This window comes from Curtobacterium sp. NPDC090223, assembly GCF_044746585.1.
Taxonomy (GTDB): domain Bacteria; phylum Actinomycetota; class Actinomycetes; order Actinomycetales; family Microbacteriaceae; genus Curtobacterium.
This window is the reverse complement of the sequence record NZ_JBIVCN010000001.1, coordinates 416,930-439,260: the sequence shown is the minus strand read 5'-3', so window position 1 is coordinate 439,260 and position 22,331 is coordinate 416,930. Positions and strand designations below refer to the sequence as shown.

At 71.5% G+C, this 22,331-nt stretch carries 28 protein-coding genes; 7 read left to right on the top strand and 21 right to left on the bottom strand.

The features are described from left to right. Window positions 1-39 precede the first annotated feature (39 nt). Window positions 40-906, top strand: a complete 867-nt coding sequence (locus tag ACIPJY_RS02015) for an SDR family oxidoreductase (protein ID WP_400460131.1) — start codon at window positions 40-42, stop codon at window positions 904-906. Window positions 907-953: 47 nt separating this feature from the next. On the opposite strand, the gene ACIPJY_RS02010 is transcribed toward ACIPJY_RS02015, so the two are convergent. Continuing rightward, window positions 954-1,094, bottom strand: a complete 141-nt coding sequence (locus tag ACIPJY_RS02010; protein WP_400460133.1) for a hypothetical protein — start codon at window positions 1,092-1,094, stop codon at window positions 954-956. A 66-nt stretch (window positions 1,095-1,160) separates the two neighbouring features. Between ACIPJY_RS02010 and ACIPJY_RS02005 the strand changes: the two genes are divergently transcribed. Beyond that, window positions 1,161-2,012 (top strand): PHP domain-containing protein, encoded by an 852-nt coding sequence (locus ACIPJY_RS02005; protein WP_400460135.1) that lies wholly within the window; start codon window positions 1,161-1,163, stop codon window positions 2,010-2,012. A 37-nt stretch (window positions 2,013-2,049) separates the two neighbouring features. Then, the gene (locus ACIPJY_RS02000; protein ID WP_400460136.1) at window positions 2,050-2,742 is read left to right on the top strand and encodes a hypothetical protein; all 693 of its coding nucleotides are present in this window, start codon (window positions 2,050-2,052) and stop codon (window positions 2,740-2,742) included. A gap of 85 nt (window positions 2,743-2,827) precedes the next feature. On the opposite strand, the gene ACIPJY_RS01995 is transcribed toward ACIPJY_RS02000, so the two are convergent. Beyond that, window positions 2,828-4,087, bottom strand: coding sequence for an MFS transporter (locus ACIPJY_RS01995; RefSeq protein WP_400460138.1), 1,260 nt, complete (start codon window positions 4,085-4,087; stop codon window positions 2,828-2,830). A 178-nt stretch (window positions 4,088-4,265) separates the two neighbouring features. On the opposite strand from ACIPJY_RS01995, the gene ACIPJY_RS01990 reads away from it, so the two are divergent. Continuing rightward, window positions 4,266-4,901 carry a hypothetical protein gene (locus ACIPJY_RS01990; protein WP_400460140.1) on the top strand — a complete coding sequence of 212 codons (636 nt, stop codon included), beginning with the start codon at window positions 4,266-4,268 and terminating at the stop codon, window positions 4,899-4,901. Between the two features lie 10 nt (window positions 4,902-4,911). On the opposite strand, the gene ACIPJY_RS01985 is transcribed toward ACIPJY_RS01990, so the two are convergent. The 5 genes from ACIPJY_RS01985 to ACIPJY_RS01965 form a co-directional block, all read right to left on the bottom strand. Further along, window positions 4,912-5,220, bottom strand: coding sequence for a hypothetical protein (locus ACIPJY_RS01985; RefSeq protein WP_400460142.1), 309 nt, complete (start codon window positions 5,218-5,220; stop codon window positions 4,912-4,914). A gap of 49 nt (window positions 5,221-5,269) precedes the next feature. Then, complete coding sequence (locus ACIPJY_RS01980; RefSeq protein WP_400460145.1) at window positions 5,270-5,512, bottom strand: dihydrofolate reductase family protein; 243 nt, start codon at window positions 5,510-5,512, stop codon at window positions 5,270-5,272. Next, window positions 5,509-5,766 (bottom strand): hypothetical protein, encoded by a 258-nt coding sequence (locus ACIPJY_RS01975; RefSeq protein ID WP_400460147.1) that lies wholly within the window; start codon window positions 5,764-5,766, stop codon window positions 5,509-5,511. Before ACIPJY_RS01975 ends, ACIPJY_RS01980 begins: the two co-directional genes overlap by 4 nt. A 90-nt stretch (window positions 5,767-5,856) precedes the next feature. Beyond that, window positions 5,857-6,609 (bottom strand): glycoside hydrolase family 16 protein, encoded by a 753-nt coding sequence (locus ACIPJY_RS01970; protein WP_400460154.1) that lies wholly within the window; start codon window positions 6,607-6,609, stop codon window positions 5,857-5,859. A 224-nt stretch (window positions 6,610-6,833) separates the two neighbouring features. After that, entirely contained in the window at window positions 6,834-6,965 is a 132-nt protein-coding gene (locus ACIPJY_RS01965; RefSeq protein ID WP_400460157.1) for a hypothetical protein, read from the bottom strand. Window positions 6,966-7,330: 365 nt separating this feature from the next. Here ACIPJY_RS01965 and ACIPJY_RS01960 point away from each other — a divergent pair, with 365 nt between their 5' ends. Then, complete coding sequence (locus tag ACIPJY_RS01960; protein WP_400460159.1) at window positions 7,331-8,383, top strand: BLUF domain-containing protein; 1,053 nt, start codon at window positions 7,331-7,333, stop codon at window positions 8,381-8,383. Window positions 8,384-8,462: 79 nt separating this feature from the next. Beyond that, a complete protein-coding gene (locus tag ACIPJY_RS01955) occupies window positions 8,463-9,074 on the top strand; it encodes a hypothetical protein (protein WP_400460161.1) in 612 nt (203 codons plus the stop codon). 28 nt (window positions 9,075-9,102) lie between these two features. Here ACIPJY_RS01955 and ACIPJY_RS01950 read toward each other — a convergent pair whose 3' ends face one another. Both ACIPJY_RS01950 and ACIPJY_RS01945 read right to left on the bottom strand, forming a co-directional pair. Further along, entirely contained in the window at window positions 9,103-10,089 is a 987-nt protein-coding gene (locus ACIPJY_RS01950) for a signal peptidase I (protein WP_400460163.1), read from the bottom strand. Window positions 10,090-10,120: 31 nt separating this feature from the next. Further along, the gene (locus ACIPJY_RS01945; RefSeq protein WP_400460165.1) at window positions 10,121-10,723 is read right to left on the bottom strand and encodes a hypothetical protein; all 603 of its coding nucleotides are present in this window, start codon (window positions 10,721-10,723) and stop codon (window positions 10,121-10,123) included. A 117-nt stretch (window positions 10,724-10,840) separates the two neighbouring features. Here ACIPJY_RS01945 and ACIPJY_RS01940 point away from each other — a divergent pair, with 117 nt between their 5' ends. Next, the gene (locus tag ACIPJY_RS01940) at window positions 10,841-11,308 is read left to right on the top strand and encodes a MarR family winged helix-turn-helix transcriptional regulator (RefSeq protein ID WP_400468128.1); all 468 of its coding nucleotides are present in this window, start codon (window positions 10,841-10,843) and stop codon (window positions 11,306-11,308) included. 716 nt (window positions 11,309-12,024) lie between these two features. On the opposite strand, the gene ACIPJY_RS01935 is transcribed toward ACIPJY_RS01940, so the two are convergent. From ACIPJY_RS01935 to ACIPJY_RS01880, 12 genes are read right to left on the bottom strand one after another with little or no spacing between them, the layout of a single operon-like run. Beyond that, window positions 12,025-13,200: a flagellar hook protein FlgE gene (locus ACIPJY_RS01935; protein ID WP_400460168.1), complete on the bottom strand. Its 1,176-nt coding sequence runs from the start codon at window positions 13,198-13,200 to the stop codon at window positions 12,025-12,027. Window positions 13,201-13,248: 48 nt separating this feature from the next. Further along, complete coding sequence (locus tag ACIPJY_RS01930) at window positions 13,249-13,680, bottom strand: flagellar hook assembly protein FlgD (protein ID WP_400460170.1); 432 nt, start codon at window positions 13,678-13,680, stop codon at window positions 13,249-13,251. Window positions 13,681-13,703: 23 nt separating this feature from the next. After that, on the bottom strand, window positions 13,704-15,215 hold the full coding sequence (locus tag ACIPJY_RS01925; RefSeq protein ID WP_400460172.1) for a flagellar hook-length control protein FliK: 1,512 nt from the start codon (window positions 15,213-15,215) through the stop codon (window positions 13,704-13,706). Further along, a complete protein-coding gene (locus tag ACIPJY_RS01920) occupies window positions 15,212-15,916 on the bottom strand; it encodes a C40 family peptidase (protein WP_400460174.1) in 705 nt (234 codons plus the stop codon). Before ACIPJY_RS01920 ends, ACIPJY_RS01925 begins: the two co-directional genes overlap by 4 nt. Further along, window positions 15,913-16,344, bottom strand: coding sequence for a flagellar FliJ family protein (locus tag ACIPJY_RS01915; protein WP_400460176.1), 432 nt, complete (start codon window positions 16,342-16,344; stop codon window positions 15,913-15,915). Before ACIPJY_RS01915 ends, ACIPJY_RS01920 begins: the two co-directional genes overlap by 4 nt. After that, complete coding sequence (locus ACIPJY_RS01910; protein ID WP_400460178.1) at window positions 16,344-17,672, bottom strand: FliI/YscN family ATPase; 1,329 nt, start codon at window positions 17,670-17,672, stop codon at window positions 16,344-16,346. Before ACIPJY_RS01910 ends, ACIPJY_RS01915 begins: the two co-directional genes overlap by 1 nt. Continuing rightward, window positions 17,669-18,373 (bottom strand): hypothetical protein, encoded by a 705-nt coding sequence (locus ACIPJY_RS01905; RefSeq protein WP_400460180.1) that lies wholly within the window; start codon window positions 18,371-18,373, stop codon window positions 17,669-17,671. The genes ACIPJY_RS01910 and ACIPJY_RS01905 overlap by 4 nt, the downstream gene beginning before the upstream one ends. Further along, window positions 18,366-19,400 (bottom strand): flagellar motor switch protein FliG, encoded by a 1,035-nt coding sequence (gene fliG / locus ACIPJY_RS01900; protein WP_400460182.1) that lies wholly within the window; start codon window positions 19,398-19,400, stop codon window positions 18,366-18,368. Before fliG ends, ACIPJY_RS01905 begins: the two co-directional genes overlap by 8 nt. Next, entirely contained in the window at window positions 19,397-21,091 is a 1,695-nt protein-coding gene (fliF, locus tag ACIPJY_RS01895; protein ID WP_400460184.1) for a flagellar basal-body MS-ring/collar protein FliF, read from the bottom strand. The genes fliG and fliF overlap by 4 nt, the downstream gene beginning before the upstream one ends. Beyond that, a complete protein-coding gene (fliE, locus tag ACIPJY_RS01890) occupies window positions 21,091-21,423 on the bottom strand; it encodes a flagellar hook-basal body complex protein FliE (protein ID WP_400460186.1) in 333 nt (110 codons plus the stop codon). Before fliE ends, fliF begins: the two co-directional genes overlap by 1 nt. Further along, on the bottom strand, window positions 21,423-21,818 hold the full coding sequence (locus tag ACIPJY_RS01885) for a flagellar basal body rod protein FlgC (protein ID WP_400460188.1): 396 nt from the start codon (window positions 21,816-21,818) through the stop codon (window positions 21,423-21,425). Before ACIPJY_RS01885 ends, fliE begins: the two co-directional genes overlap by 1 nt. Next, complete coding sequence (locus tag ACIPJY_RS01880; protein WP_400460891.1) at window positions 21,815-22,159, bottom strand: flagellar basal body rod protein FlgB; 345 nt, start codon at window positions 22,157-22,159, stop codon at window positions 21,815-21,817. The genes ACIPJY_RS01885 and ACIPJY_RS01880 overlap by 4 nt, the downstream gene beginning before the upstream one ends. Between the last annotated feature and the right edge of the window lie 172 nt (window positions 22,160-22,331).

Sequence of the window (22,331 nt, the reverse complement as noted above, 5' to 3'; positions counted from 1 at the left end):
ATCCCTGCGCCGTGCCCCGGCGCGATCGAGAGGTTCACCATGTCCGCACACCTTCCCCTGCACGGCAAGACCGCCCTGGTCACCGGGGTCTCGCGACGCCGCGGCATCGGGTTCGCCGTCGCCACGAAGCTCGCCGACCTCGGCGCGAGCGTCGTCATCCACCACCACCGTCCGCACGACCTCGAGCTCCCGTGGGGCGGTGACGATCTCGATGCCGTCCGCACCGGGGTCCGGGAACACCTCGTCGACGGGGCCCGGTTCGCCGACGTCGGTGCCGACCTGTCCGACCCCGCCAGCGTCCCCGAGGTGATCGGTGCGGCGACCGCGCTCACCGGAGCGCTCGACGTCCTGGTCTGCAACCACGCGAAGAGCGGCGACGACGGCAGCATCCTCGACATGACCCCGGAGCGGCTCAGCGCGTTCTGGGAGGTCAACACCCGATCGACCCTGCTGCTCACCGCGGAGTTCGCGCGACTCCGTGCGCCGGAACCCGAGGAGCCGCGGCGCCCCGGGGACCGGATCGTCGGCAACGGCCCCTACGCCGAGGCACAGGGCCACGTGTTCTGGATGACCTCCGGGCAGATCTCCGGCGCGATGCGCGGGGAGGTCGCGTACGCGGCCAGCAAGGCGGCGCTCGCCGGGGTCACCGCGACCGTCGCCGCCGAGCTCCTGGAACTCGGGATCATCCTCAACACGATCAACCCCGGGCCGGTCAACACCGGGTACATGGACCCGGCGACCACCGATCGCTCCCTCGAGGACCTGCACGCGTACATCGCGAGCACGCCGTTCGGCCGTGTCGGGACCCCGGCGGACCCCGCGGAGCTGATCGGGTGGCTGGCGACGGCGTCGGGGAGCTGGATGGTGGGACAGGTGCTCACCACGGACGGTGGCTTCGGGTTGTGAAGCCCGGCCGCGAGCCGGACGCCGATCGGGTCAGGCGCGACTGATCGTCACCACTCCGGGTCGCGGCGGTCCTGGTCCTGCCACGGCAGCATCCGGCCGGCGACCAGGGCGAGCACGCCGCCGAAGACGTACACGAGCGCGACCGCCCACCAGGGGTTGCGACGGACCGGCTGCTCCCGAGCGTTCATGGGACGTCAGCGTACCCGGCTGCTCGACACGGCACGCTGCGGCCCGCTGCGTGGCAGGGTCGACGTATGACGTTGCCCGCAGACGCGCACGTGCACAGTGAGTACTCCTGGGACGCTGGCTCCGACCCCGCTGCCCCCGGACTGATGCGGCGAACGTGCGCCCGTGCCGTGCAGATCGGACTCCCGGCGCTGGTCTTCACCGAGCACCTAGACTTCGAGGACACCTGGCGGGTGCACGAGGACGACCTCGGTCCGCACGCGGGCGGGCTGGTCGACGCGTCCGGGTACGTGCGCCTGCCGGCGTTCGACGTCGACGGGTACCTCGGGTCGATCGATCGGTGCCGGCACGAGTTCCCGGACCTGCGGATCATCACCGGGGTCGAGTTCGGGCAGCCGCACGTGTGGGATGCCGCAGCCGCCGAGCTCCTCGAGAGCGGTCGCATCGAGCGCGTCAACGGGTCACTGCACATGCTGCCGTCCGACGGCACGGACCGGACCGAACCGGTCACGCTGTACCGGCACCGACCCGCAGCGGACGTGATGTGGGCGTACCTCGAGGAGATCCCGCGGATGGTGGCGGGATCGGCGACGTTCGAGGTGTTCACGCACATCGACTACGCGGTCCGGACCTGGCCCTCGGGCAAGGAGGGGCCGTTCGACCCGCGAGTGTTCGAGGAGGGCTTCCGCGCTGCGATGCGCGCCATCGCGGCCTCCGGCCGGGCTCTCGAGATGAACACACGGCGACTCTGGCCCTGGATCCCGGAGTGGTGGGCCGACGTGGGCGGGCGAGCGGTCACCTTCGGCAGCGATGCGCACGACCCCGAGGTGCTGGCAGCCGGCTTCCCGGAGGCCACCGCCATGCTGCAGCACTTCGGGTTCGGACCCGGGCGTCGAGCGGAGGACTTCTGGACACGGTGACTTGACGCCCGGTGCGGTCGGCATCGATGCTCGTGGGGTGGACTTCGGGGGAACGACCGCTGCCGACCTTCCCGACCCGGACGAGACCGCACGGCACCGCGTGCTGGACCTCGGGCTCGACGTGGCCGGGCTGGTCGGACAACCCCACCTCGAGGACACGGGGTCGCTCGGTCTCGTCGAGGCCTGGCAGGGGGCTGACCTGCAGACGGTGACGGTTGCGCGGAGCTACACCCTGTGGCGGTACCCCGGGCAGCCGTCCGACCCCGTCAACCTCCGCGACGTCGACGACGGCATGCGGGCAGCGTTGGACGCACCGGCGCTCGCGCCGCGACCGGACTGGCTCCTCCGCCGCCTGGAGCAGCTGCGTCACCCGATGCTGTGGGAGGCCGTCCAGACGCACTGGACCGCGCCCGGTGTCGAACGTGCACCCGCTCCGGAACGCCTCGTCGACCACGTCCAGTACGTGCTGAACAACCAGTGCCGCGAACAACACGCGCTCCCGGACCACGCCGAGCAGCCGTGGGTGGAACTCGTCGACCTCGCGGCCGTCCGCGACGGCACCGTCACGATCGACGGAGCCGAGCGACCGGGGTGTCTGCTGGACACGGATCCCTTCGTCGTCGGCCTTGCCGCGGACCTCGACGACGGACGGGTCGTCACCGCGGTGCTCCCTCGTGACGAACTCGATCTGATCGTGGTGCAGTTCGTCTCGACCGCTCCGCTCCTGTGATGGCCGAGCGGCCGTTGCGTTCGCCGTCGAACACGTCGCGGGCCACGACCCCGCGGTCGCTCCGGGGCGGGCACGCTCGACGTGGTCACGTGCGCGACGGATCCTCCGGACCGTCACGGACAGACCGGCGTGCGCCAGTCGGAACGGCGCACGCGACCCCGACCAGCACGAGGACGACCAGCACAGCAGTCGCAGCCTGGACCCCGCTCACCGCGAGCATGGTCCCCGAGACGGCGGCGCCGACGGCGATGCCCGCAGCCGAGGCGGAGTTGACCCAGGTGAACCCCTGGGTGCGCCTCGACGCGGGGACCGACGCCTGCACGATCTGCGAGGACGACGCCACGAGCGGCGCGATCGCGGAACCGCCGAGGGCCATCATCACCGCCGACCCGAGGAGCGTCGGCCAGACGCACCCGACGAGCACCGCGGCGGCGAGCGTGCTGGTCGCGAGCAGTTGCACCGTGCGGGGGCTCCGTGTGGACCGCAGTGAACCGTAGACGATGCCCGAGACGATGCTCGCGGCGCTGGACACCGCGAGCACGAGGCCGGCGAGCGCTGGCAGGCCCCGGGCCGTTGCCGCCGCGGTGACGAGGAGCGGGACCGCGCCGAAGAAGCACCCGAGGCCGAGGTTCACGCCGAGGACCGCGACGAACGACCGCGTGGCGAGTACTCCCCCGCCACGAACTGCCTCGCGGGCCCGTCCACCGTGCCGTGGCGGTGCCGTCGCCCGACGGGTCGAGAGCACCACGCAGCCGACCGCCACGAGCGTCGCAGCGATGACCGACCCGGACCACGGGGCGAGGGCGGTGGACGCGAGCGTCGCGATGACCGGGCCGGACAGGAACACGACGTCGTTGACCGTCGCTTCCAGTGCGAACGCCGTGCGGAGCGCCGGAAGGTCGGCGAGCAGCACCGACCAGCGCGCCGCGGAGAGTGCGCCCGGCTGCGGCACCGCGGCGCCCGCGATGGCGACGACCACGAGGGTGACGGACGTCGGCGTGGCCCCGGCGACGGCGACCACGGTCCCGATCGATGCCACGTGGACGGCGACGATCGGCGGGATCGCCGCAGCCTGACCCCATCGGTCCACGAGCCTGGCCGTCTGCGGCCCGACCACGGCCTCGGCGATCGCGAAGGCCGCGGTGGCCGCCCCGGCGACGGCGAACGACCCGGTGGCGGTCCGGACCGTGAACAGCAGGGCGAGTCCCGTCGTCGCGACGCCGAGCCGGGCCACGGCCGACGGGACGAAGAAGTCGAGCGCTCCGGGTCGTGTGAGGACACCGCGGTAGCGGGCGAGCGCGGCCCGTGCCGGGGCGACGGTGAGGGGTGCGCGTGCAGTCGTCATGGACGATGCCTCCGTCGCGAGGAGGGCGAACCGTCGGCAGACAAGTCGGCCTGGACTTCGACGATGGCACCGACGTCGCGGTACCTCGTCATCATGCCCCTGCGACGGGACGACGTGCAACCGCTTGTGCGGGTCCGCTCGCCGTGCTTCGCTGGACCAGGACGAGGAGGGGGACGCAGTGATCTCGTCGACGCCGATGCCGGGCAACCCCTGGCCGCACGACATGGTGCTCACCATCGAGGACGGGTCGCAGGTGCTGCTCGAGCTGCTCTGGATCCGGGAAGCCCGGGGGCTGCACGTCGACGGGGACGACCTCCCGCCGCGACTCGTCGCGACCCCCGAGCTCGAACCGCCGACCGACGACGAGCGCCGTACCTGGTCCGCCGCGTGGCCGGCGCTGTGGCGAGCCTGCCTGGCGCACGCAGCGGAAGACGAGGACCGCACGCTGGTAGACCGTCTCGACAGCGCGCCGCCGGGCGCTCCCGAACGAGCAGCGCTGCTCGCGGAGTTGTCCGGCCCGTCCTGGTCGGACGCGTTCGGTGACGACGCGTTCACGAGCGGGCACGACGCTTGGCGAACCGCACGGTTCGACGAACAGATGGAGCCGTCGCGACTGCGGCGGCAGCCGGAGCGGGACGCGCTCGACGCCCTGGTCCCGGCGTGGCGGGCGGGCCTCAGGCGAGTCGTCGTCATCCCGTGCGCCGGAGACGCCACCCGACGTGTCCGGGAGCACGGACTGCTGGTCACGGCGATGACCCGGGACGACCCGGACGCCTACGGCAAGGCGCTCCGCTCCTTCACGCAGACGGTGTGAGCACGAGCCGCTACGCGCGGACGCGCAACCGCCCCGCACCGACCGGCAGCGGCCCGGCCCGGTACTCGAACGCGTCCGCATCGCCGTCGGCCGAGACCACCACGGACGCCGAACCGAACCGCCAGACCCGGTTGTAGAGGTACACGCCGATGACGGTCCCGCCGCCGTCCGGCACGGCCCAGGTGCCGTCGCCCCACTGCGCGGGGTGCCCGACGCCGTCGACCGTCACGGTGGGACGGGCGAACCACGTCAGGAACGGGCGGACGAGCCGGAGTCGCACGCGACGTCGCGTCGTACCGGAGGGCAACGGAGCTTCCACGCGGGAGAGCCTACGGCCCCGGCGCGGCACCGACGGTCGCCGGGCGCGCTCACCGGACGGGTCGGTACACGTTCCCCATCGCGCCGCCCGCGAACACGGTCGAGCTCACGAGCGCCAGGTCCAGCTCGTCGGCGAGCCCGGCGAACAGGGCTTCCCCACTCCCGAGCGCGACGGGCAGCACCGCGAAGCGGTACTCGTCCACGAGCCCGGCCGCGATGAGCGATCGTGCGAAGGACACCCCGCCCTGCGCCAGGAGGTACGGACCCGGTTCGGCCTTGAGCTGCTCGATCACGCCGAGGTCGGGCGCGATCCGGGTCTCGGCCCGCTCGACGGCGGGATCCCGGCACTCAGCCCGGCGAGGTCGAAGTCGGTCTGCCGGGTGACGACGACCTTCGGCGCGTCGTTGATCGGCGCTGCCATCGGGCTGTCCGAGGTCGTCCGGAGCCCGATCCACGTCTCGAACAGCCGCCGCCCGACGACGTGTGTCCCGGCGCCGGCGACGAACCCGTCGATCGAGATCGACGTCTTCAGGACGAGGTCGGCCATCCGCACACGGTAGGCCCGGACGCCCCCGGAATCAACGATCCCGGGGGCGTCCGCCGAGCTGCCCGACACGGCAGGGCGGGCGTGCCGGGATCAGCCCACGTAGTCGTAGGTGCTGACCCAGTCGACGAACAGGTGCCCGGAGGCGCCCCAGTTCCCGACCTGGAACATGTAGCGGTGCGCCGTCGTCGGGACGTCCTTGGTGGTCGTCCTGATCACCGTGCCGTCGACGGAGTACGTGACGGACTTCCCGGGGATCCACTCGACCGAGTAGGTGTGCCAGGCGCGCCAGTTCACCCCGGACGAGATCATGGTGGAGTTCGCCTCCTGCCCCGGCGTCATCGAGTGCTGGAACGCCATCGGCGTCGCCTCGAAGTTGCCCTCCGGGAAGTCGATCTCCCCGTCCGACCAGGTGTTCGACGACGGCCACAGCATGAACGCTGCGCCGTTCCCGTCGCCGCCGGTGGCCTTGGCCCGGACGGTGAACTTGCCGCCGACGTGGCTCCAGGCGCCGTTCGGCGTGCCGAAGGTCCCGGCAGCGCCGTGGGCCCCGTCCAGCGTGACGTCCATCAGGCCGTCGTGGGCGCTGATCTGCGAACCCGAGGAGTACTGCCCGGCGTCCGGGTACGGCTGCCACGAGTTCTTGTAGGTCTTCGCGAACGTGCCGTTCGCGGCAGCGGTGGTGCTGAAGTTCTCGACGAACGACTGCTTGAACTTCCCGACGTTGCCGACCGGGGCGGTGACCCCCGCGTAGGCAGCGGTCCCCGACCCCAGCGCCACCGCGACGACCGCGGTGGTGAGGACGGCGGCGGCGAGTGTCGCCCGCTTCTTGGTGCTGTTGCGCATGATGAGCTGTCACTCCCTGACGTGACTCGAGGCGCCCGTTCCCTGGGGCGCCCAGCCGGATCTCGGCCTCCGGGATCGTAAGTGCAAAGGACAACTTGCGCATGTGGTTGACCTCGGCGGCCCCGTGCTGGTATGGCGCACAACGAAGAACAGCCCGCACCACGGAAGTCCGTGGTGCGGGCTGTTCTCGGTCGTGCGACGCCGGTTCACACCAGCGCCGGGCGTCAGCCCCGCCCGTTGATGAGCCCCAGGTACCGACCGAAGCGCGGGGTCGGTTCGTCGTGGAGTGCGCGCTGCGCGGGCCAGCAGTCGCGGTCATCGAGGGTCGTCGTGGTCCGGTCGAGTTCGTGGCTCATCGGTTGCTCCTTCGCATGTGGTGACGAGTACGACGTCCGCCGACGCCGAGACATTCCCGGACCAGAACGACGACCACGCCTTCATCGGCTCCATCACGACGTTGCCGGTTCGGATCGTGTTCCCACGTGCAGCAGCTCGTCCTGCACGCCGGACGCGATCTGCTCGGATCCGGCTGCCGGTCGACGTGCGGTGCGAATCGAGCCGACCGACGATGTCCACGACGTCGTTCGGGTCGAGCCCGAGACGTCATCCGTGTGAGTACTGCGGTCGCCGCGGCGTCTCCCGTTCAGGGGGTTGCCGCAGCGGTCGAGGTGGAGCACGATGTGGTCGGTTCGGTCATGTCAGAACCTGAGGGGAAACGACCATGCGATCGCTCGTCTACACCAGCACGCAGACCCGACCGATCACGGACTCGGAACTCGCGCAGATCCTCGCCGTCGGCCGGGAGAAGAACACCCGACTCGGTGTCACCGGGATGCTCGCACACCGCGACGACAACTGCATCGGCATCATCGAGGGCGACGACGACGTCGTCGCCGAACGCTTCGATCAGGTCCGAGCCGATCCCCGCCACACCAACGTCCGAGTGCTCCTCGACGAGCCGATCAGCCACCGGTCCTTCCCGGACTGGTCGATGGCGTTCCAACCGCTCGACCCGTTGCTGCACGACGTGCCGGGGTTCAGCGACCTCTTCACCGCCAACCGCCCCAACGACTCCACGTTCGGTGCGTCACGCGCGCGTGCCCTGCTCGACTGGTTCCGGAAGCACCCGCTCGCTCCCTTGACGAACCAGGACGCGGCCGACGAGGAGATCCCCCGAACCCGGATCCTGAACGCCGCGATCACCGCTGTCCACGCCGGCGGCGCGTCCCGGTTCACCCTCGAGGACGTCGCAGAACGCGCGGGGATGACCGTCCCCGAGGTCCTGGCACTCTTCCCGTCGCAGCACGCTGTGCTCGCCGCGACCGTGATGCGGTGGACCCGAGCAGTCTCCGCTCCCCTGCTCCCCCTCGCCGCCGAGAAGGGCACGATCGCGTTCCTGCACGCGCTCCTCGCCGCCCATGCCGAGGAACCAGCCCTGATGCGCCTGATCGCGTCGACCCTCGCCACGTCGACCGACCCGTCGACCGACGGAGCGGACTACTACCGGTCCGCCTATCTCCAGTTCCGAGAGACGGTGCGCACCGCCCTCTCCGAAGACGTCCGTGCCGGGCGGGAACCCGCCACGATGGATCCGATCCGCGGTGCACAGCAGCTCCTTGCCCTCTACGACGGCATCCGCCTGCAGGCGCTCCTCACACCGGACACCGACGTCGTCGACGCTTTCGACCGCGCCGCGTCCCGCATGCGACGGGGTTGGACCGAACACTACGAACGACCCGCCTACTGGGACCTGCCCACGATCCCCAGCGCCTGACGACGGGAGCCGGTTCCGCCGACTGCACCTGTGCCGATGACCGAGAGGTACAGCATCGCGCGAGTGGTAGGACCTGTCCATGGTGTTCTACGACGCACGTCCGATCCGCACGGCAGGCCAGGTGCTGCTCGATGTCGTCGTGGTGGCGGGGATGGTCGCCGCAGTCCTGCTCGGGCGAGCGGTCTCCGCATCGATCAGCGCCCTCGCCGAAATCGGAACTCGTGTGCACGACCAGGGCACCGCGTTCCAGGAGCAGTTGAGCAGCACCGCAGCGGCACTCGAGAGGGTGCCGTTCATGGGCAAGTCGGTCAGCACACCGCTGCAGGGCGCGAGCCAGAGCGCGAAGCGGATAGCGGCTGCCGGGGCAGAACAACAGCAGGAGACGCTGCACGTAGCGCACCTCCTGGGTACCACGTTGACCGCGGTGCTGATCATCGTCCTGGCGGTGGTCTGGATCGGGTACCGCGGCGGCTTCATCCGGCTCGCCACGCTCACACAGCGCCTCGGTCAGCAGCCGGACGGAGCCGAGTTGCTCGCTGTCCGCGCATTGACGACCCGGAACGCCGCCGGCCGGCTCGGCATCGACGTCGTCGACCGGTGGCGGCACCGGGATCCGGAGGTCATCCGTGCGCTGGCCGATCTCGAGCGGCGCTCTACCGGGCTCCGCGCGGCGCCTTCGAGGACGTCGTGACCTCCCGGCCCACGAGGGCGGGATCGGGTCAGGCGCAACTGGTGCGGCCGAGTCCGAGGAAGCGAACGGTGCTGATGCGGACGCTGCTGGCGGAGGTCGTCGTCCACGTCGACGTGACGTCGGCCCGGACGGTGACGCTGGAGGTGCGGAACGAGAATAGGTCCCAGGAGCTGATCGTGGTGGATCGGGCGGTGCCGGCGCTGGTGTCGCTGCTCGCGACGCCGTCGATCACCGTGGTGAACCGCTCCGGTGTCGCCCCGTCGTAGCTCCACCCGATGGTGACCGACCCGTCCGTGTTCGACGTGCACGTCAGCGCAGTGGCCGGGGTCGCGGCCACGGTCGCCATCGTGCTGGGTGCGGTGGCGATGGCAGCGAAGGCCGCGGCGGCCGCCGGAGCGGATACCGCCAGCGCCGCGACGGTGCAGACAGAAGCGACGAGGAGTGCTCCCGCCACCCACGGCCGGTGGTCCTGCTGACGATGCCGGGGCCCACGCCCGGATGCCCCCGTCGTCCCGCTCGGACCTGCGACGGCGGGCAGGACGGCGAGTCCAGCCACGAGAACGAGGGCTGAACCGAGGGCCACGAGCGGGCCCGTTCGATGGTCCGCAGCCCAGAGGACGGGTGTGCCGATGAGCGGGACACGGAGGTACCCGACTCCCGTGACCGCGGACCGGGAGATGTGCGTGGAATCGGCGGAGGGGTTCGCGTCGCCCTTCGTGGTGAGGGTTCCGTCGCTGTTGAGGGAGTCGAACCGGTGCAGCCGGAGAGTGCCGACGTGGTCGGGGTCGGCGAAGAGCAAGACCTGCCCCTTCCGGAGTTCTCCCGCGGTGACCGTCTTGCTCACCACGACGTCACCCGGGTGCAGGGACGGCTCCATGGAGCCGGTCATCACCGTGGTGGTGTGCCAGCCGAGGACCATCGGAGCGACAGCCCAGAACACGAGACCGAGGACGGCAGCCAGGATCCCCCGGGCGCCGAGCACCACGGCGAACCGACCCCACACGGACGGACGCATCACCGACCCCCTCTCGTTTCCTCCCGGCCACTCAGGAGTTCTGTGCTTCCCAGGTGAACCCGAGGCTCGCGGTGGCACCCATCAGGGACGCCGGCGCATCCGACGAGACGGTGTAGGTGATCTGGTAGGTCTTGGTCTCCGACTTGTCACCGGTGGGCTTCCACGTCCCGACGCCGGTGGCGTAGCTCGTTCGCGTGGACGCGAACGACGCGAGGGAGTCGTTGTAGAGGAGACCGTCGGACCCGGCCGCCGCGGTGAAGCCGTTGCACGTGCCGTAGCCTCCGCCGCTGCCCTGCTTGACCTGCAGGGTCACGTACGAGGCCAGCGCCTTGGTCTGCTGCACGTTCGTGGCGTAGAGCTTCACTGCACTGGGGAGCGATCCGGTCGAGGTGACGGCGATGCAGTTCGTCCCGGTGGAACCGGGCTTGAGGTTCGACGCGGCGAAGAGCGCACCGTTCGATGCGTCGTTGCTCAGCGCCACCGATCCCATCGACCAGTTGTTGGCATCGTCCGACGAGGTGGCCGAGAACGCCGAGTACGACGCGGTGGACACCGCGACACCGGCGGCGAGCAGGGCGGCCGGGATGACGGAGAAGGTGGCGACACGGGCGAGGGTGCGGTTCGGGCGACGCATGAGAAGAGATCCGTTCGGGTTGCAAGTTCACTCGAATTTCGAGCTAGATGCACCATACGCCTATAAATACGTTCAAGTCAATTTTTGGCTCAAACGGATCTCGTCTAAGATGGAGCCATGAGCGCGAGCCCTCCTCCGATGAGTGACGCCGACCAGGATCGTCTGCTGGACGATGCGGTCGCTGCGTTCTACAGCGCTCAGGTCGAGCACGCGCACCTGATGCAGCACCTCGCCGTCACGCACGACCTGAACCCGGTCGACCTCCGCGCCCTGAAGTTCCTCGGCGCAGTCGACGACGACCGCACACCGAAGGAACTCGGCGGGTACCTGGAGATGGGGACGGGAGCCGTCACCGCCTTGCTCGACCGACTGACCAAGCGAGGCCTGCTCGATCGGGTCCGCAACCCGGACGACCGCCGGAGCGTACGGATCGAGCTGAGCGCCGACGGATTCGCGGTGGTCGGGATGCTCCGGGCCGCCTATCGCCGTGCCCTCCGGCAGTCCTTGCCGCCGGAGAGCACGGATGTGTTCATCCACTTCACCGAACGCGTGTCGCACGCTTTCCGCGAAGCCAGCGTCGACTGAGGAAGACCACCGGGTGCTGGGCTTCGCGAAGCAGGCGTTCCATGCCTGGTGCAAGGACCCGGGGAGCTGGCGCGATCGGGAGAACGCGGGTCTGACCAACGCCGCCGTCGATGCGCACCGCGACGAGCCGACGTTCGGGGACCGGTTCGTCGCGGACGACCTCGCCGCAGCCGGCCACCTGGTGTCGGCCCGGCGGGTCCGGCGGCTGTGCTCGCAGCAGCGGCTCTGGTTCGCTGTCGCGGCACCGCTGATGGAGATCTCCAGGGGAGACCCCTCGGGAGCGGTGGTCCACTCGGACCAAGGCAGCCAGTCCCGTTCCGGGACGTTCGTCCGAGCGTTTTCCGACGCCGGGCTCCAGGGGTCGATGGGCTGGGCCGGCGTCGACAGCGCGGGCTCGGGAAGTCGACGCTCATCGAGTACGAAGCAATCACCAACTCAACGGCCGCACTCGCGACCTGAACCAACGAGTCAACGAGTCAACGAGTCAACGAAAGCTGCAGAAGTCCCTCAGCAGGGAGTCGCGGATCTGCTGATCGGCCCCCGAAACGCGACGCACCGTCCGATCGTCCCAGGCGCCTCCGGGGTGCAGCCCGACTCGCGTCATCGCTCGCCTCCGACGGACAGAATACGCACCCGTACGAGACACCGGAGACGGGGCCGCCCCGCGCTTTCCCGGAGACGGCCCCGTTGAGGAGACAGATAAGTTTCCCGCTTTTTCACCGCTTCAGGTTCGTCAGCTCCTGCAGCACCTCGTCGGACGTGGTGATGATGCGAGCGTTCGCCTGGAACCCGCGCTGCGCCACGATCAGGTTCGTGAACTCCTGCGACAGGTCGACGTTCGACATCTCGAGCGTGCCGGACGCCAGCGACCCCACACCAGCGGAGCCCGGTGCACCGACCGTGGCCTGGCCGGAGTTCGCGGTGGCGCGGTAGCCGGACGCACCGGTCTTCTCGAGGCCGGCAGGGTTCGCGAACGTCGCGAGCGCGATGCGCCCGATGGCGAGCGACGACCCGTTCGAGAACGTGCCGACGACGGTGCCGTCCTTCGAGATCGAGTAGCCCTGCAGCGATCCGGCCTCGTGCCCGTTCTGCGAAGAGATCGACGCGGTGTTGAGCGCCGCGAACCCGGAGAGCTGGGTCATGTCGACGGTGATGCCGCCGACCGCGAGGGTGCCGCCGGACGCGACGGAGCCGTCCGTGGCGAAGGTGATCGCCCCGGTGGCCGAGGTGCCCTGCCCGTTCGACGCCGTGACGCTCCACCCGGTCGTGGTCCGCGTGTACGCCAGGGAGAGCGTGTGCTTGCTGCCGTTCTGGTCGAACACGGTGGCGTCGCGGTTGAGCGTCTCGCCGACGGCGGTGTCGGACGGCAGGTTGCCCGTGACGGTGGCCGAAGACGTCGCGGTCGCCGGTGCCGCGGCATCGAGCGGCAGGACGATGTCGGTGAGCTGGCCGCCGTCGTTGACCACGCCGTTCGTGGCGGAGTAACCCTGCACGATCTTGCCGTCCGCGCTGACCAGACGGCCGTTCGCGTCGAAGTCGAACGCACCCGCACGCGTGTACACGGTGTCGTTGCCGAGGCGGGTGACGAAGAACCCGTCGCCGGAGATCATCAGGTCGGTCGCCTTGCCGGTTGCCTGGGCCGATCCCTGGGCGAAGTTCGTGGAGACGCCGGCGACCTGGACGCCGAGGCCGATCTGCGCCGGGTTGGTGCCACCGCCGCCGGACTGCGGGCCGCCGGCGCCCTGCGTCATCTGCGACAGGGTGTCCTGGAAGACGGTCGAGGACGCCTTGAAGCCGACGGTGTTGACGTTGGCGATGTTGTTGCCGGTGACGTCGAGCATCTCCTGGTGGGAGCGGAGGCCGGAGATCCCGGAGTAGAGCGAGCGGAGCATGGGGTGTTCCTTTCAGAACGAGGAATGAGGGAGCGGGGGAAGGAGCGGTCAGGCGGTCTTGATACCGGAGATCACGTCGAGATCGACCTCCTTCCCGTTCACGGTCACGGTCGGCACGCTCTGCGCGTAGGACACGGCCGTGGCGGTCCCGGTGACCGAGGCCCCGGTGGTCGCGTCCGTGTAGCTGACCTGCTGGCCGACGAGGTTCGCCGCGGCGATGCGCATCTGCAACGAGAAGTTCTCGTTCCCCGTCGTGGTCTGGTTGGTGATCTGCTCCATCATCGCGAGCTGCGTCTGCTGGCTGATCATCTGGTTCGTGTCCATCGGTGAGGACGGATCCTGGTTCTGCAGCTGCGTGACGAGCAGCTTCATGAACACCTCGGAGTCCATGGTCTGCGACTTCTGCGAGGTGCTGTTCGCGGCGAGTGCGGCGGCCTGCGTGGCCTGGTCCACGGTGCCGGTGATCCCGTCGATGGGCATGTGCGTTCCTTGTCGTGAGCCGGTCAGGCGAGGACGTCGAGTCCCGCGGTGCGGACGGTGGTGGTGGCGGGCCGCGCGGGGTGCGCGGAGGTGGGTCGAGCCTCCCGGCCGTCGTCGGCCACGGGGCGGTCGCCGGTCGGGCGCCCGTCCCAAGCAGCGGACTGCCCGGCCGTCTGCCCCGGCTGGCCGGGGTGGTTCTGGGAGGAGAGGTCGAGGGTGGTGGAGACGGCGCTGCCCTCGCGGCGGAGGTCCGGCAGCACCTGGCGCACGGCGTCCCGCCCCGCGTCCGAGGCCGCGAACAGCTCGACGTGCATCCCGTGCGCGGTGACGTGCGCGCGGACCGTGACCGGGCCGAGGGTGTCCGGCACCACCTGGACGGTGACGACGTGCTCCCCCGGGCCGGCCTGCGCGAGCGTGAACACCGGGCGCGCGAGCTGCTGCGCGAGCGGTGCCGGCGCGGCCGGCTGGGACGGCGCGCTGGTCGGGGTGGTCGTCGGGGCGGCCGTCGTCGACGTGGTCGGGAGCGTGAACGGCACCTCCGGCGCGTGGTCGGTCGCGCCGGTCTGGAGGCTCGGGTCGCCCTGGGTGGGCGCGCTCGGCACCGCAGCGTGGCCGGTCGTGCGAGGACCGGTCGCGCCGGTCGCGCTCGGCGCGCCCGCCACGGGCGTCACGTCAGGCGCGGTGGCCGGACGCGAGACGGGTGCGGCGATCGGTGCCGTGGCCGCGGCCGGCGCCGCGGAAGTCGATGCCGTGGAGGTCGGTGCCGCGGTGGTCGGTGACGTCGAGGTCGGTGCGGTGGCAGTCGGTGCGGCCGCCGCCGCGCCGTCACCCGGACCGGGCGCGGGCGTGGCGGTGGTCGTCGACCGCGGGGCGCCGTCCACCGGGGCGTCGTTCGTCGAGGACGTGGGCGTGGTCGTGGCCGTCGCGGCGGACGTCCGTGCCGTGGACGACGCTGCCGGGGCGCTGGACCCGGTGGCCCGTCCGCGAACGGTGTCGGTCCGCGCGGACGGAGCCGGGGCGACGGGCACCGGAGCACCACCGGCCGCCACGGTCGTCGCTGCCGGAGCCGCGGCGACCCCGCCGACCGTCGCCGTGGTCGCGGTGTCCGTGCCGGTCGGGACCGTCGGGGTCGTCGGGGCCGTCGGTGCCGACTGGGCGGACTCCGGCCGCATGGTGGCTGTGCCGGCCGTGCCGGTCGGGCCGGTCGGGGCGGCCGGAGTGGTCGGAGCGGGCGCGAGTCCGAGCAGGGCGACCAGCCCGGAGGTGGTGGCGGACGCGTCGGCATCGGCGGTCGGCGCCTGGGTCGCGGTCGCGGTCGTCGCGTCGGCTGCGGGACGGTCCTCGTCCGACGCCGGAGCGGCGGTCGTGCCGGCAGCGGCAGCGTGCCGGCCGTCGGGGCGGCCACGGTCGGGGTGTGCACCGGTGACCGCGGACATCGCGGCGTCGAACCCGGCTCCGGTCGCGGCGGCGTCGGACGTGCTCGACCCGCCACGGCTCGGTGCCGCAGGCGTGCTGGGGGCGATCGTCATGCTCATGCGGCACTCCCGGACTGCAGCAGGGACATCAGGGCGGCGGTCTGCAGGTCGGTGCCCGACCCGGCGGCGGATGCGGCGGACGCCTTCGACGCCGCGGCGTCCTGGGCCGACGGGACGATGCGACGGATGGTCGCGATGTCCGAGTCCTTGTACCAGTTGTCGACGATCCGGACGTCCTTGCCGGGACGGGGCGCGTGCAGCACCTTCCCGTCGCCGACGTAGATGACGACGTGCCCCTCGCCCTTCGGGATGATCAGGTCGCCGGGCTGCGCATCGGCGAGGGAGGCCACCTCGGTGCCCATCTTCGCTTGGTCCGGCACGACCCGGGGCATGGTGACCCCGAGGTCCTTGAAGACGGTCTGCACCAGGCCCGAGCAGTCCATGCCCGAGGTCGTGGTGCCGCCGAACACGTACGGCACGCCGAGGTACTTCTCCGCGTCCGCGACCACGTCGTCGCCGGTGGCGCCGCTGCCGGTCGCGACGGTGCCCTGCCCGGCGTCGACCGACGTGGCCGGCGCGGCGGCGGTCGTCGCGGCGGTGGTGGTCCCGGTGCCGGTCGCCGCCAGCGCCGTGGCGAACGCGGACGCCGAGTCGGCGGAGGACGCGGAGGTCGCGGTGGCGGCGCTGCCGGTCCCGCTCTGCAGCGTGTCGATCTGGGAGCGGATCTCCGAGATCCGGCTCAGCACGGTGTCGAGGCTCATCGGGCTCCGCCTTCCCCACGGCTGCTTGCCGCGATCTCGTCGAGGGCGTTCTGCTCGGCGCGGAGTTCCTCCGCGGTGGTCTGCACGGTGTGCTGCTCCTCGAGCTTCTCGAGTCCGAGGGCGGACCGGCGTGCGGCGTTGTAGTCGGCCTGGGCGCGGTCGGTGTCGGCGCGGCGGTTCTGCACGACGGCGTCGAGCTCCTCGAGCATCCCGCGGGTCGCGGCCCGTGCGGCGGCGACGGCGCTGAGGGTCGCGGCGTCCTCGACGGGCATCGTCGACGCGGTGTCGTCGAGGGTGCGCCGGGCGGCGGTCCGGGCATCGGCGGCGTCGCGCATCCGTTCGTTCGCCGCGGCCAGGGCGGCGGCGGCGCGGTCCTGCTCGGCGTGCCGGAGCCGGAGCAGCCCGGCCAGGGGGAAGCGACGTGCCATCAGACGCCTCCGAGCCGGGCGACGAGCGCACCGAGACGCTGCCAGGAGTCGACGGCGGTCGCCCGCTCGTCCATGCCCTGGCGCAGGAACGCGTCGATCGCGTCCTGGTGGTCGACGGCCGCGTCGACGAGCGGGTTCGTCCCGCGCTGGTAGGCGCCCACGTCGAGGAGGTCCTGCGCGGCCTTCCTGGCGGCCATCACCTTCCGGAGCCCGGTCGCGGCGTCGCGCTCGGCGGACGAGGTCACCTTCGACGCCACGCGGGAGATCGACCCGAGCGCGTCCACCGACGGGAAGTGCCCGGTGACGGCGAGCTTCCGGTCGAGCACCACGTGCCCGTCGAGGATGCTGCGCGCGGCGTCGGCGATCGGTTCGTTGTGGTCGTCCCCGTCCACGAGCACCGTGTACAGGCCGGTGATGCTGCCGACGCGGTCCGTCCCGGCGCGCTCGAGCAGCCCGGCGAGCACCGAGAACGTCGACGGCGGGTAGCCCCTGGTCGCCGGCGGCTCCCCCACGGACAGGCCGATCTCCCGCTGCGCCATCGCGACGCGGGTGAGCGAGTCCATCATGAGCACGACGTCCTGGCCGGCGTCGCGGAACGACTCCGCGATGCGGGTGGCGACGAACGCCGCGCGCAGCCGCATCAGCGCGGGCTCGTCCGAGGTGGACACGACGACGATCGAGCGGGCGAGGCCCTCGGGTCCGAGGTCGTCCTCGAGGAACTCACGCACCTCGCGGCCGCGCTCCCCGACGAGTGCGATCACGTTGACCGCGGCGTCGCTCCCCCTGGCGATCATCGACAGCAGCGAGGACTTGCCGACGCCGGACCCGGCGAACAGGCCCATGCGCTGCCCGCGGCCGACGGTGGTCAGGGTGTCGAGCACCCGGACGCCGAGCTGCATCGGTGTGTCGATCCGGGTGCGGGCCATCGCGTTCGGCGTGGCGTGGTCGAGGTCGACCCACGCGTCGGCGTCGAGCGGTCCGCGGTCGTCGATCGGGCGGCCGAGCCCATCGAGCACCCGCCCGAAGAGCCCGCGTCCGGTCGGCACGAGCACCGGTCGGCCGGTGAGTCGTGCGGGTGTGCCTGCGGTGATCCCGGTCAGGCGGCCGAGCGGCATGCAGCGCACCCCGGAGGCGTCGGTCGCGACGACCTCGACGGTGGTCTGCGGGCCGTCCTCGTGCCCGACGACCACGACCTCGCCGATCCGGGCGTCGAGCCCGGCGATCGTCAGCCCGAGCCCGACGGCGCTCGTCACGACACCGACGCGCTGGGGCGCGGCGAGGGCGACGGCCGCGTCGAGCGCGCGCGGACGGAGCAGCGTGGCGGTCATGCGGTCACCCCGAGTGCGGTGCGTGCGCGCGCGAGCGCCGCGCCGATGCGGGCGTCCAGGACGCCGTCCGGCAGGTCGACGACGGCGTCGCCGTCTCGCAGGGTCGCGTCGGCACGCACCGCGACGGGCAGGTCCAGCGCGGTGACGGCGGCGGCGTCCGCCGGGCTGAGCCGGACCGCGATGACGAGGGTGTGGTCGACGGACGCGAGCGCCCGCCGGACGGTGGCCTCCGCACCGGGGGCGACCGCGGCCTCTCCCCGCGCGCTCGGCCGGCCCGCCGCTCCGCAAGCTCCGCAGCGGTCCGGAACCGGCGCGAGGGGGCCCAGTCCGGTGTCGTCCCCGTCTGCGGGACGGGAGGCTCGGATCGCGTACCCGACGGCGGCCTCGGCCAGTTCCATGGCGGCGTCCACCACCGACTGCTCGGCCGACTCCAGCACCGGCACGGTGCGTGCGACGAGCGCGTCGGTCATCGCGCCGAGCACGGCGAGGCGACGTGCCGACTCGGCCTCGAGCTGCGCCGTGCGGTGGGCGTGGACCGCGTCCAGCTCCGCGCGGAGCGCGTCCGTCTCGGCCTGCGCGGCGCGGAGTCCCGCAGCGTACCCGGCCGCGTGTCCGCGCACCTCGGCACTCGCGACACGGGCCTGCAGGCCGGCGTCGGCGACGACGGGGAACGCCAGGCGCTCGAACGTGGTGTCACTCAACGAGCTCGTCCTCCTCGGCGCGGTGGACGGTGATGACGCCCTGCGCCTCGAGCTCGCGGACGGAGCGGACGACCTCGGCGCGCGCCTCCTCGACCTGCGAGACCCTGACCGGGCCCATCGCCTGCAGCTCGTCGTCGAGGAGCTCCCGGTTGCGCTCGGAGACGTTCGCGCGGATGGTCTCGACGACCGGGCCGGCCGCGCCCTTCATCGCCGTCGCGAGGATCTTCGAGTCGATGCCGCGGAGCACCTGCTGGATGTCGCGCGACTCGAGCTTGACGATGTCCTCGAACGTCAGCATCCGGGAGCGGATGTCCTCGGCGAGTTCCGGGTCGCGTGCCTCGAGGCCGTCGAGCACGGCCTTCTCGGTGGCGACGTCGGAGCGGTTGATGATGTCGACGAGGGGCGCGATGCCGCCGACGACCTCGACGCTCTCGCGCGGGGACACCACGGCGCCGGCGCGCTGCCGGAGCACGCCGGCGACGATCCCGACGGACTCGGGGGTGGCCGTGCCCATCGTGGCGAAGGCCTGCGCGACGTCGGTGCGGGCGCGCTCGTCGACCCCGGCGAGCACCGCGCTGGCCTGGGCCGGCTTGAGGTGCGCGAGGACGAGGGCAATGGTCTGCGGCAGCTCGCCCTCCAGGAGGGTGATCACCTGACCGGGCTCGGCGTCGTCGAGGAAGTCGAACGACTGGCCGGCGAGGTTCGACGCGAGCCGGTCCATCACCCCCGCGGCACGCTCTGCGCCGAAGGACGCCTCGAGCAGCCCGAGGGCGGTCTCCTTGCCGCCGCGGCGCTGGGTCCGCCCGGTGAGCGTCATCCGGTGGAACTCGGTGAGGGTCTTGTCGACGACGGCGTCCTCCACCCGGCGCATCCGGACGATCTCGGCGGAGATCTCCTCGGCCTCGAGCTCGGAGAACTGCTTCATCACCTCGGCAGCGCGGTCGGTCTCCATCTGCATGAGGATGAGCGCGACCTTCTGGGCGCCGGTCAGGGCGCGGTCCGCGGCGCCGGCGGCGGGGGCGCTCACACCGACGTCCGGTCGTCGAGGAGCCCGCGGAGGAGCTCGGCCGTGCGCTTCGGGTCGCGCTCGGCCAGGTTCGAGATGTCCTGACGACGGCGCTCGGCGGTGATCTCGTCGGTCGTGAGCACCTCGGTCGGGGCGTCGTCGTGGGGCAGGGTCGGCAGGGCGACGGTCGGGGCGTCCCCGGCGGCGCCGGCGAGCATCCCCGCGCGGGCCTCCGCGGCATCGACTGCGAGCGGCAGCTCGAACGCGCTGCCGAAGGCGTCGAGCTCGCCGACGTCGACGCTCTCGCGCTCCTGCCGTCGGCCGCGGCGGACCAGGAAGACGATGAGGGCGATCAGGGCCAACGCGATCCCGACGACGATCCCGGCGGTCCGGATCGAGGACCAGAGCGCCTCCTGCTGGTCGGCGGCCTGCTGCGCCTTGAGGGCCTTCGCGGCGGCGTCGGCGGCGCTGGAGTCGAAGTCCATCATCGCGACCTTGACCTGGTCACCGCGCGCGGTGTCCACGCCGGCGGCCGCCGCCACGAGGTCGTTGATGCTCTGCAGGTTCGCGTTGGCGACCGAGTCGGCCTTGGAGTTCAGCGCGACCGAGATCGTCTGGCGGTCGAGGGAGCCGGCCGGGATCTGGGTGGTCTCGGTGGTGTGGTCGACGGCGTTGTTCTTCGTCGCGGAATCGTTCGTGTACCCGTCGTCGCCCGTACCCGTACCCGTGCCCGTGCCGCTCGACGCGGTGCCGTTCGGGACGGCGATGTTGTCCGGCCCGAGGACCCCGGTCGCACCGGCGCCGCCCGCAGCACCCGAGCCGTACTGCTCGGTCGTCGAGGACTCGTTCAGCGCCACCGGCCCGGACGTCGGCGTGGCGTAGGACTCCGCCGTGCGGGTCGCGGTGTTCTGGTTCATCGTCGCGGACACCACGACGCTGGCGTTGCCCGCCCCGAGCGTGGTGTCGAGCAGGTCCTGGATCTTCTTCGACGTGGACGCGTCGTAGTCGGCGGCCTGGTCGGCGCCGGTCCCGGTCGCGCCGGTCCCGACGGCGGAGAGCGTCTGGCCCTTCGAGTCGACGACGGACACGTCGGTGGTCTGCATGCCCTCGACCGCGGCGCTGGTCAGGTGCACGATCGACTGCACCTGGTCGGTGGTGAGCTGCGTGCCGTTCTTCGTGGCGATGAACACCGACGCCGTCGGGTCCTTCTCCTCGGAGACGAACACGGACTTCTCCGGGATCGCGAGCTGCACGGTCGCGGTCTGCACGCCGTCCATGGCGGAGATCGTCTTCGCGAGCTCGCCCTCGATCGCCCGCTTGTAGGTGACGTCCTGCTGGAACTCGGAGCTCGTCACGCCCATCTTGTCGAGCAGCGAGTACCCGCCCTCGTTCGAGGAGGGCAGCCCGTTCGACGCGGCCTTGAGGCGCTCCGTGTACACGTCCGACTGCGGCACGAGGATCGTCGCGCCGCCGTCGGTGAGCTGGAACGGGACCCCGTCGGTGGTGAGCTGGTCGGTGACCGAGCTGGCGTCCGCAGCGGCGAGGCCGGTGAACAGCGGCGCGTACGACGGCTTCCCGAGCCAGGAGACGAGCGCGAAGCCGCCGAGGACGAGCGCGGCGACGACCAGGATCGCGATCGTGCGCTGGGCGGCGGAGAAGCCCTTGACGTAGGCGCCGAGGCGGCCGAAGACGTTCTGCAGTGCGGCGGGCATCAGGCCTGCATCCTCATGATCTCGTTGAACGCGTCGACGCCCTTGTTGCGGACGGCGGCGACGAGTTCGAGGGTGACCTGCGCGCGGGTGGACGCGATGGTGGCGTCGTGGATGTCGTCGAGGTTGCCCGTGACCGCCTTGAGCGCGAGGGTCTTCGAGTCGCTCTGCAGCTGCTGCAGGCCGTCGACCGCGTTGCCGAGGGACGCGGCGAACCCGCTGCCGTCGGTGCCGGTGGTCCCGGTCGTCGCGCTGTCGCTGCTCGTCCCCGTGACGGACGTCATCGCGGACGTCATCGCGTTGGTGGTCACACCGTTCACGCCGTCGATGGGCATCAGTTCTTCCCGATCTGCAGTGCCGCCTCGTAGGCGGTCTTGGCACGGTCGACCACGGCGGCGTTCGCCTGGTAGCCGCGCTGGGCCATGATGAGGTCCGCCATCTGCGTGCCGAGGTCGATGTCCGGCAGGCGGACGTACCCCTCCTCGTTCGCGAGCGGGTTGTCCGGGTCGTACGTCACACGACCGGCGGCGCTGCCGAACGCAGCGCCCTTGACGTAGGCGCCGGAGACGCCGTTGCCCTCCTGCACCTCGACGTAGCGGGCCTGGAAGGCGCTGTCGTCCATCGAGGTGGCCGTGTTGACGTTGGCGATGTTGTCGGAGATGGCGTCGAGCCACTTCCGGTGCACGGTGAGGCCGGTGCTCGCGATCCCGATCGCGTCGAACGTGGTCACGAGGTGGTCCGCATCGCCGCACGGACGCTGGTGAGCTCGGAGTTCATCGCCTGGGTGGCGAACTGGTAGCGGAGCACGGTGTCGACGTTGGAGAGCGTCTCCTCGTCGAGGTTGACGTTGTTGCCGTTCGTGTTCGTCGGCTCGAGGCTGCGCGCGACGGTCGGCGTGGTGCTGCCGTTCCCGTCGACGATCGACTGGGCGAGCGCGTCCTCGAACTGCACCTTCTCGGCGTGGTAGTTCGGCGTGTTGACGTTCGCGACGTTGTTCGCGATCACCCGCTGGCGCATCGAGAGTCCGTCGAGCGCGCTCTGCAGCGCCGCCGACGTCACGGAATCGAACACGGAGGGTCCCCTCGTCATGGCGGCATCGTCCCTGTGCGATGTCACCGTGCGGTGGTGGCCGATCCGTGGCCGGGTGGTCGAGCGATCCGTGCTCGGGTGTGGCTATCGGAGCCCTGCTCCAGTGCCGTTAGTGCTTGCCCCGAACGGGGGTACCGCGCACGTTCCGACTTCC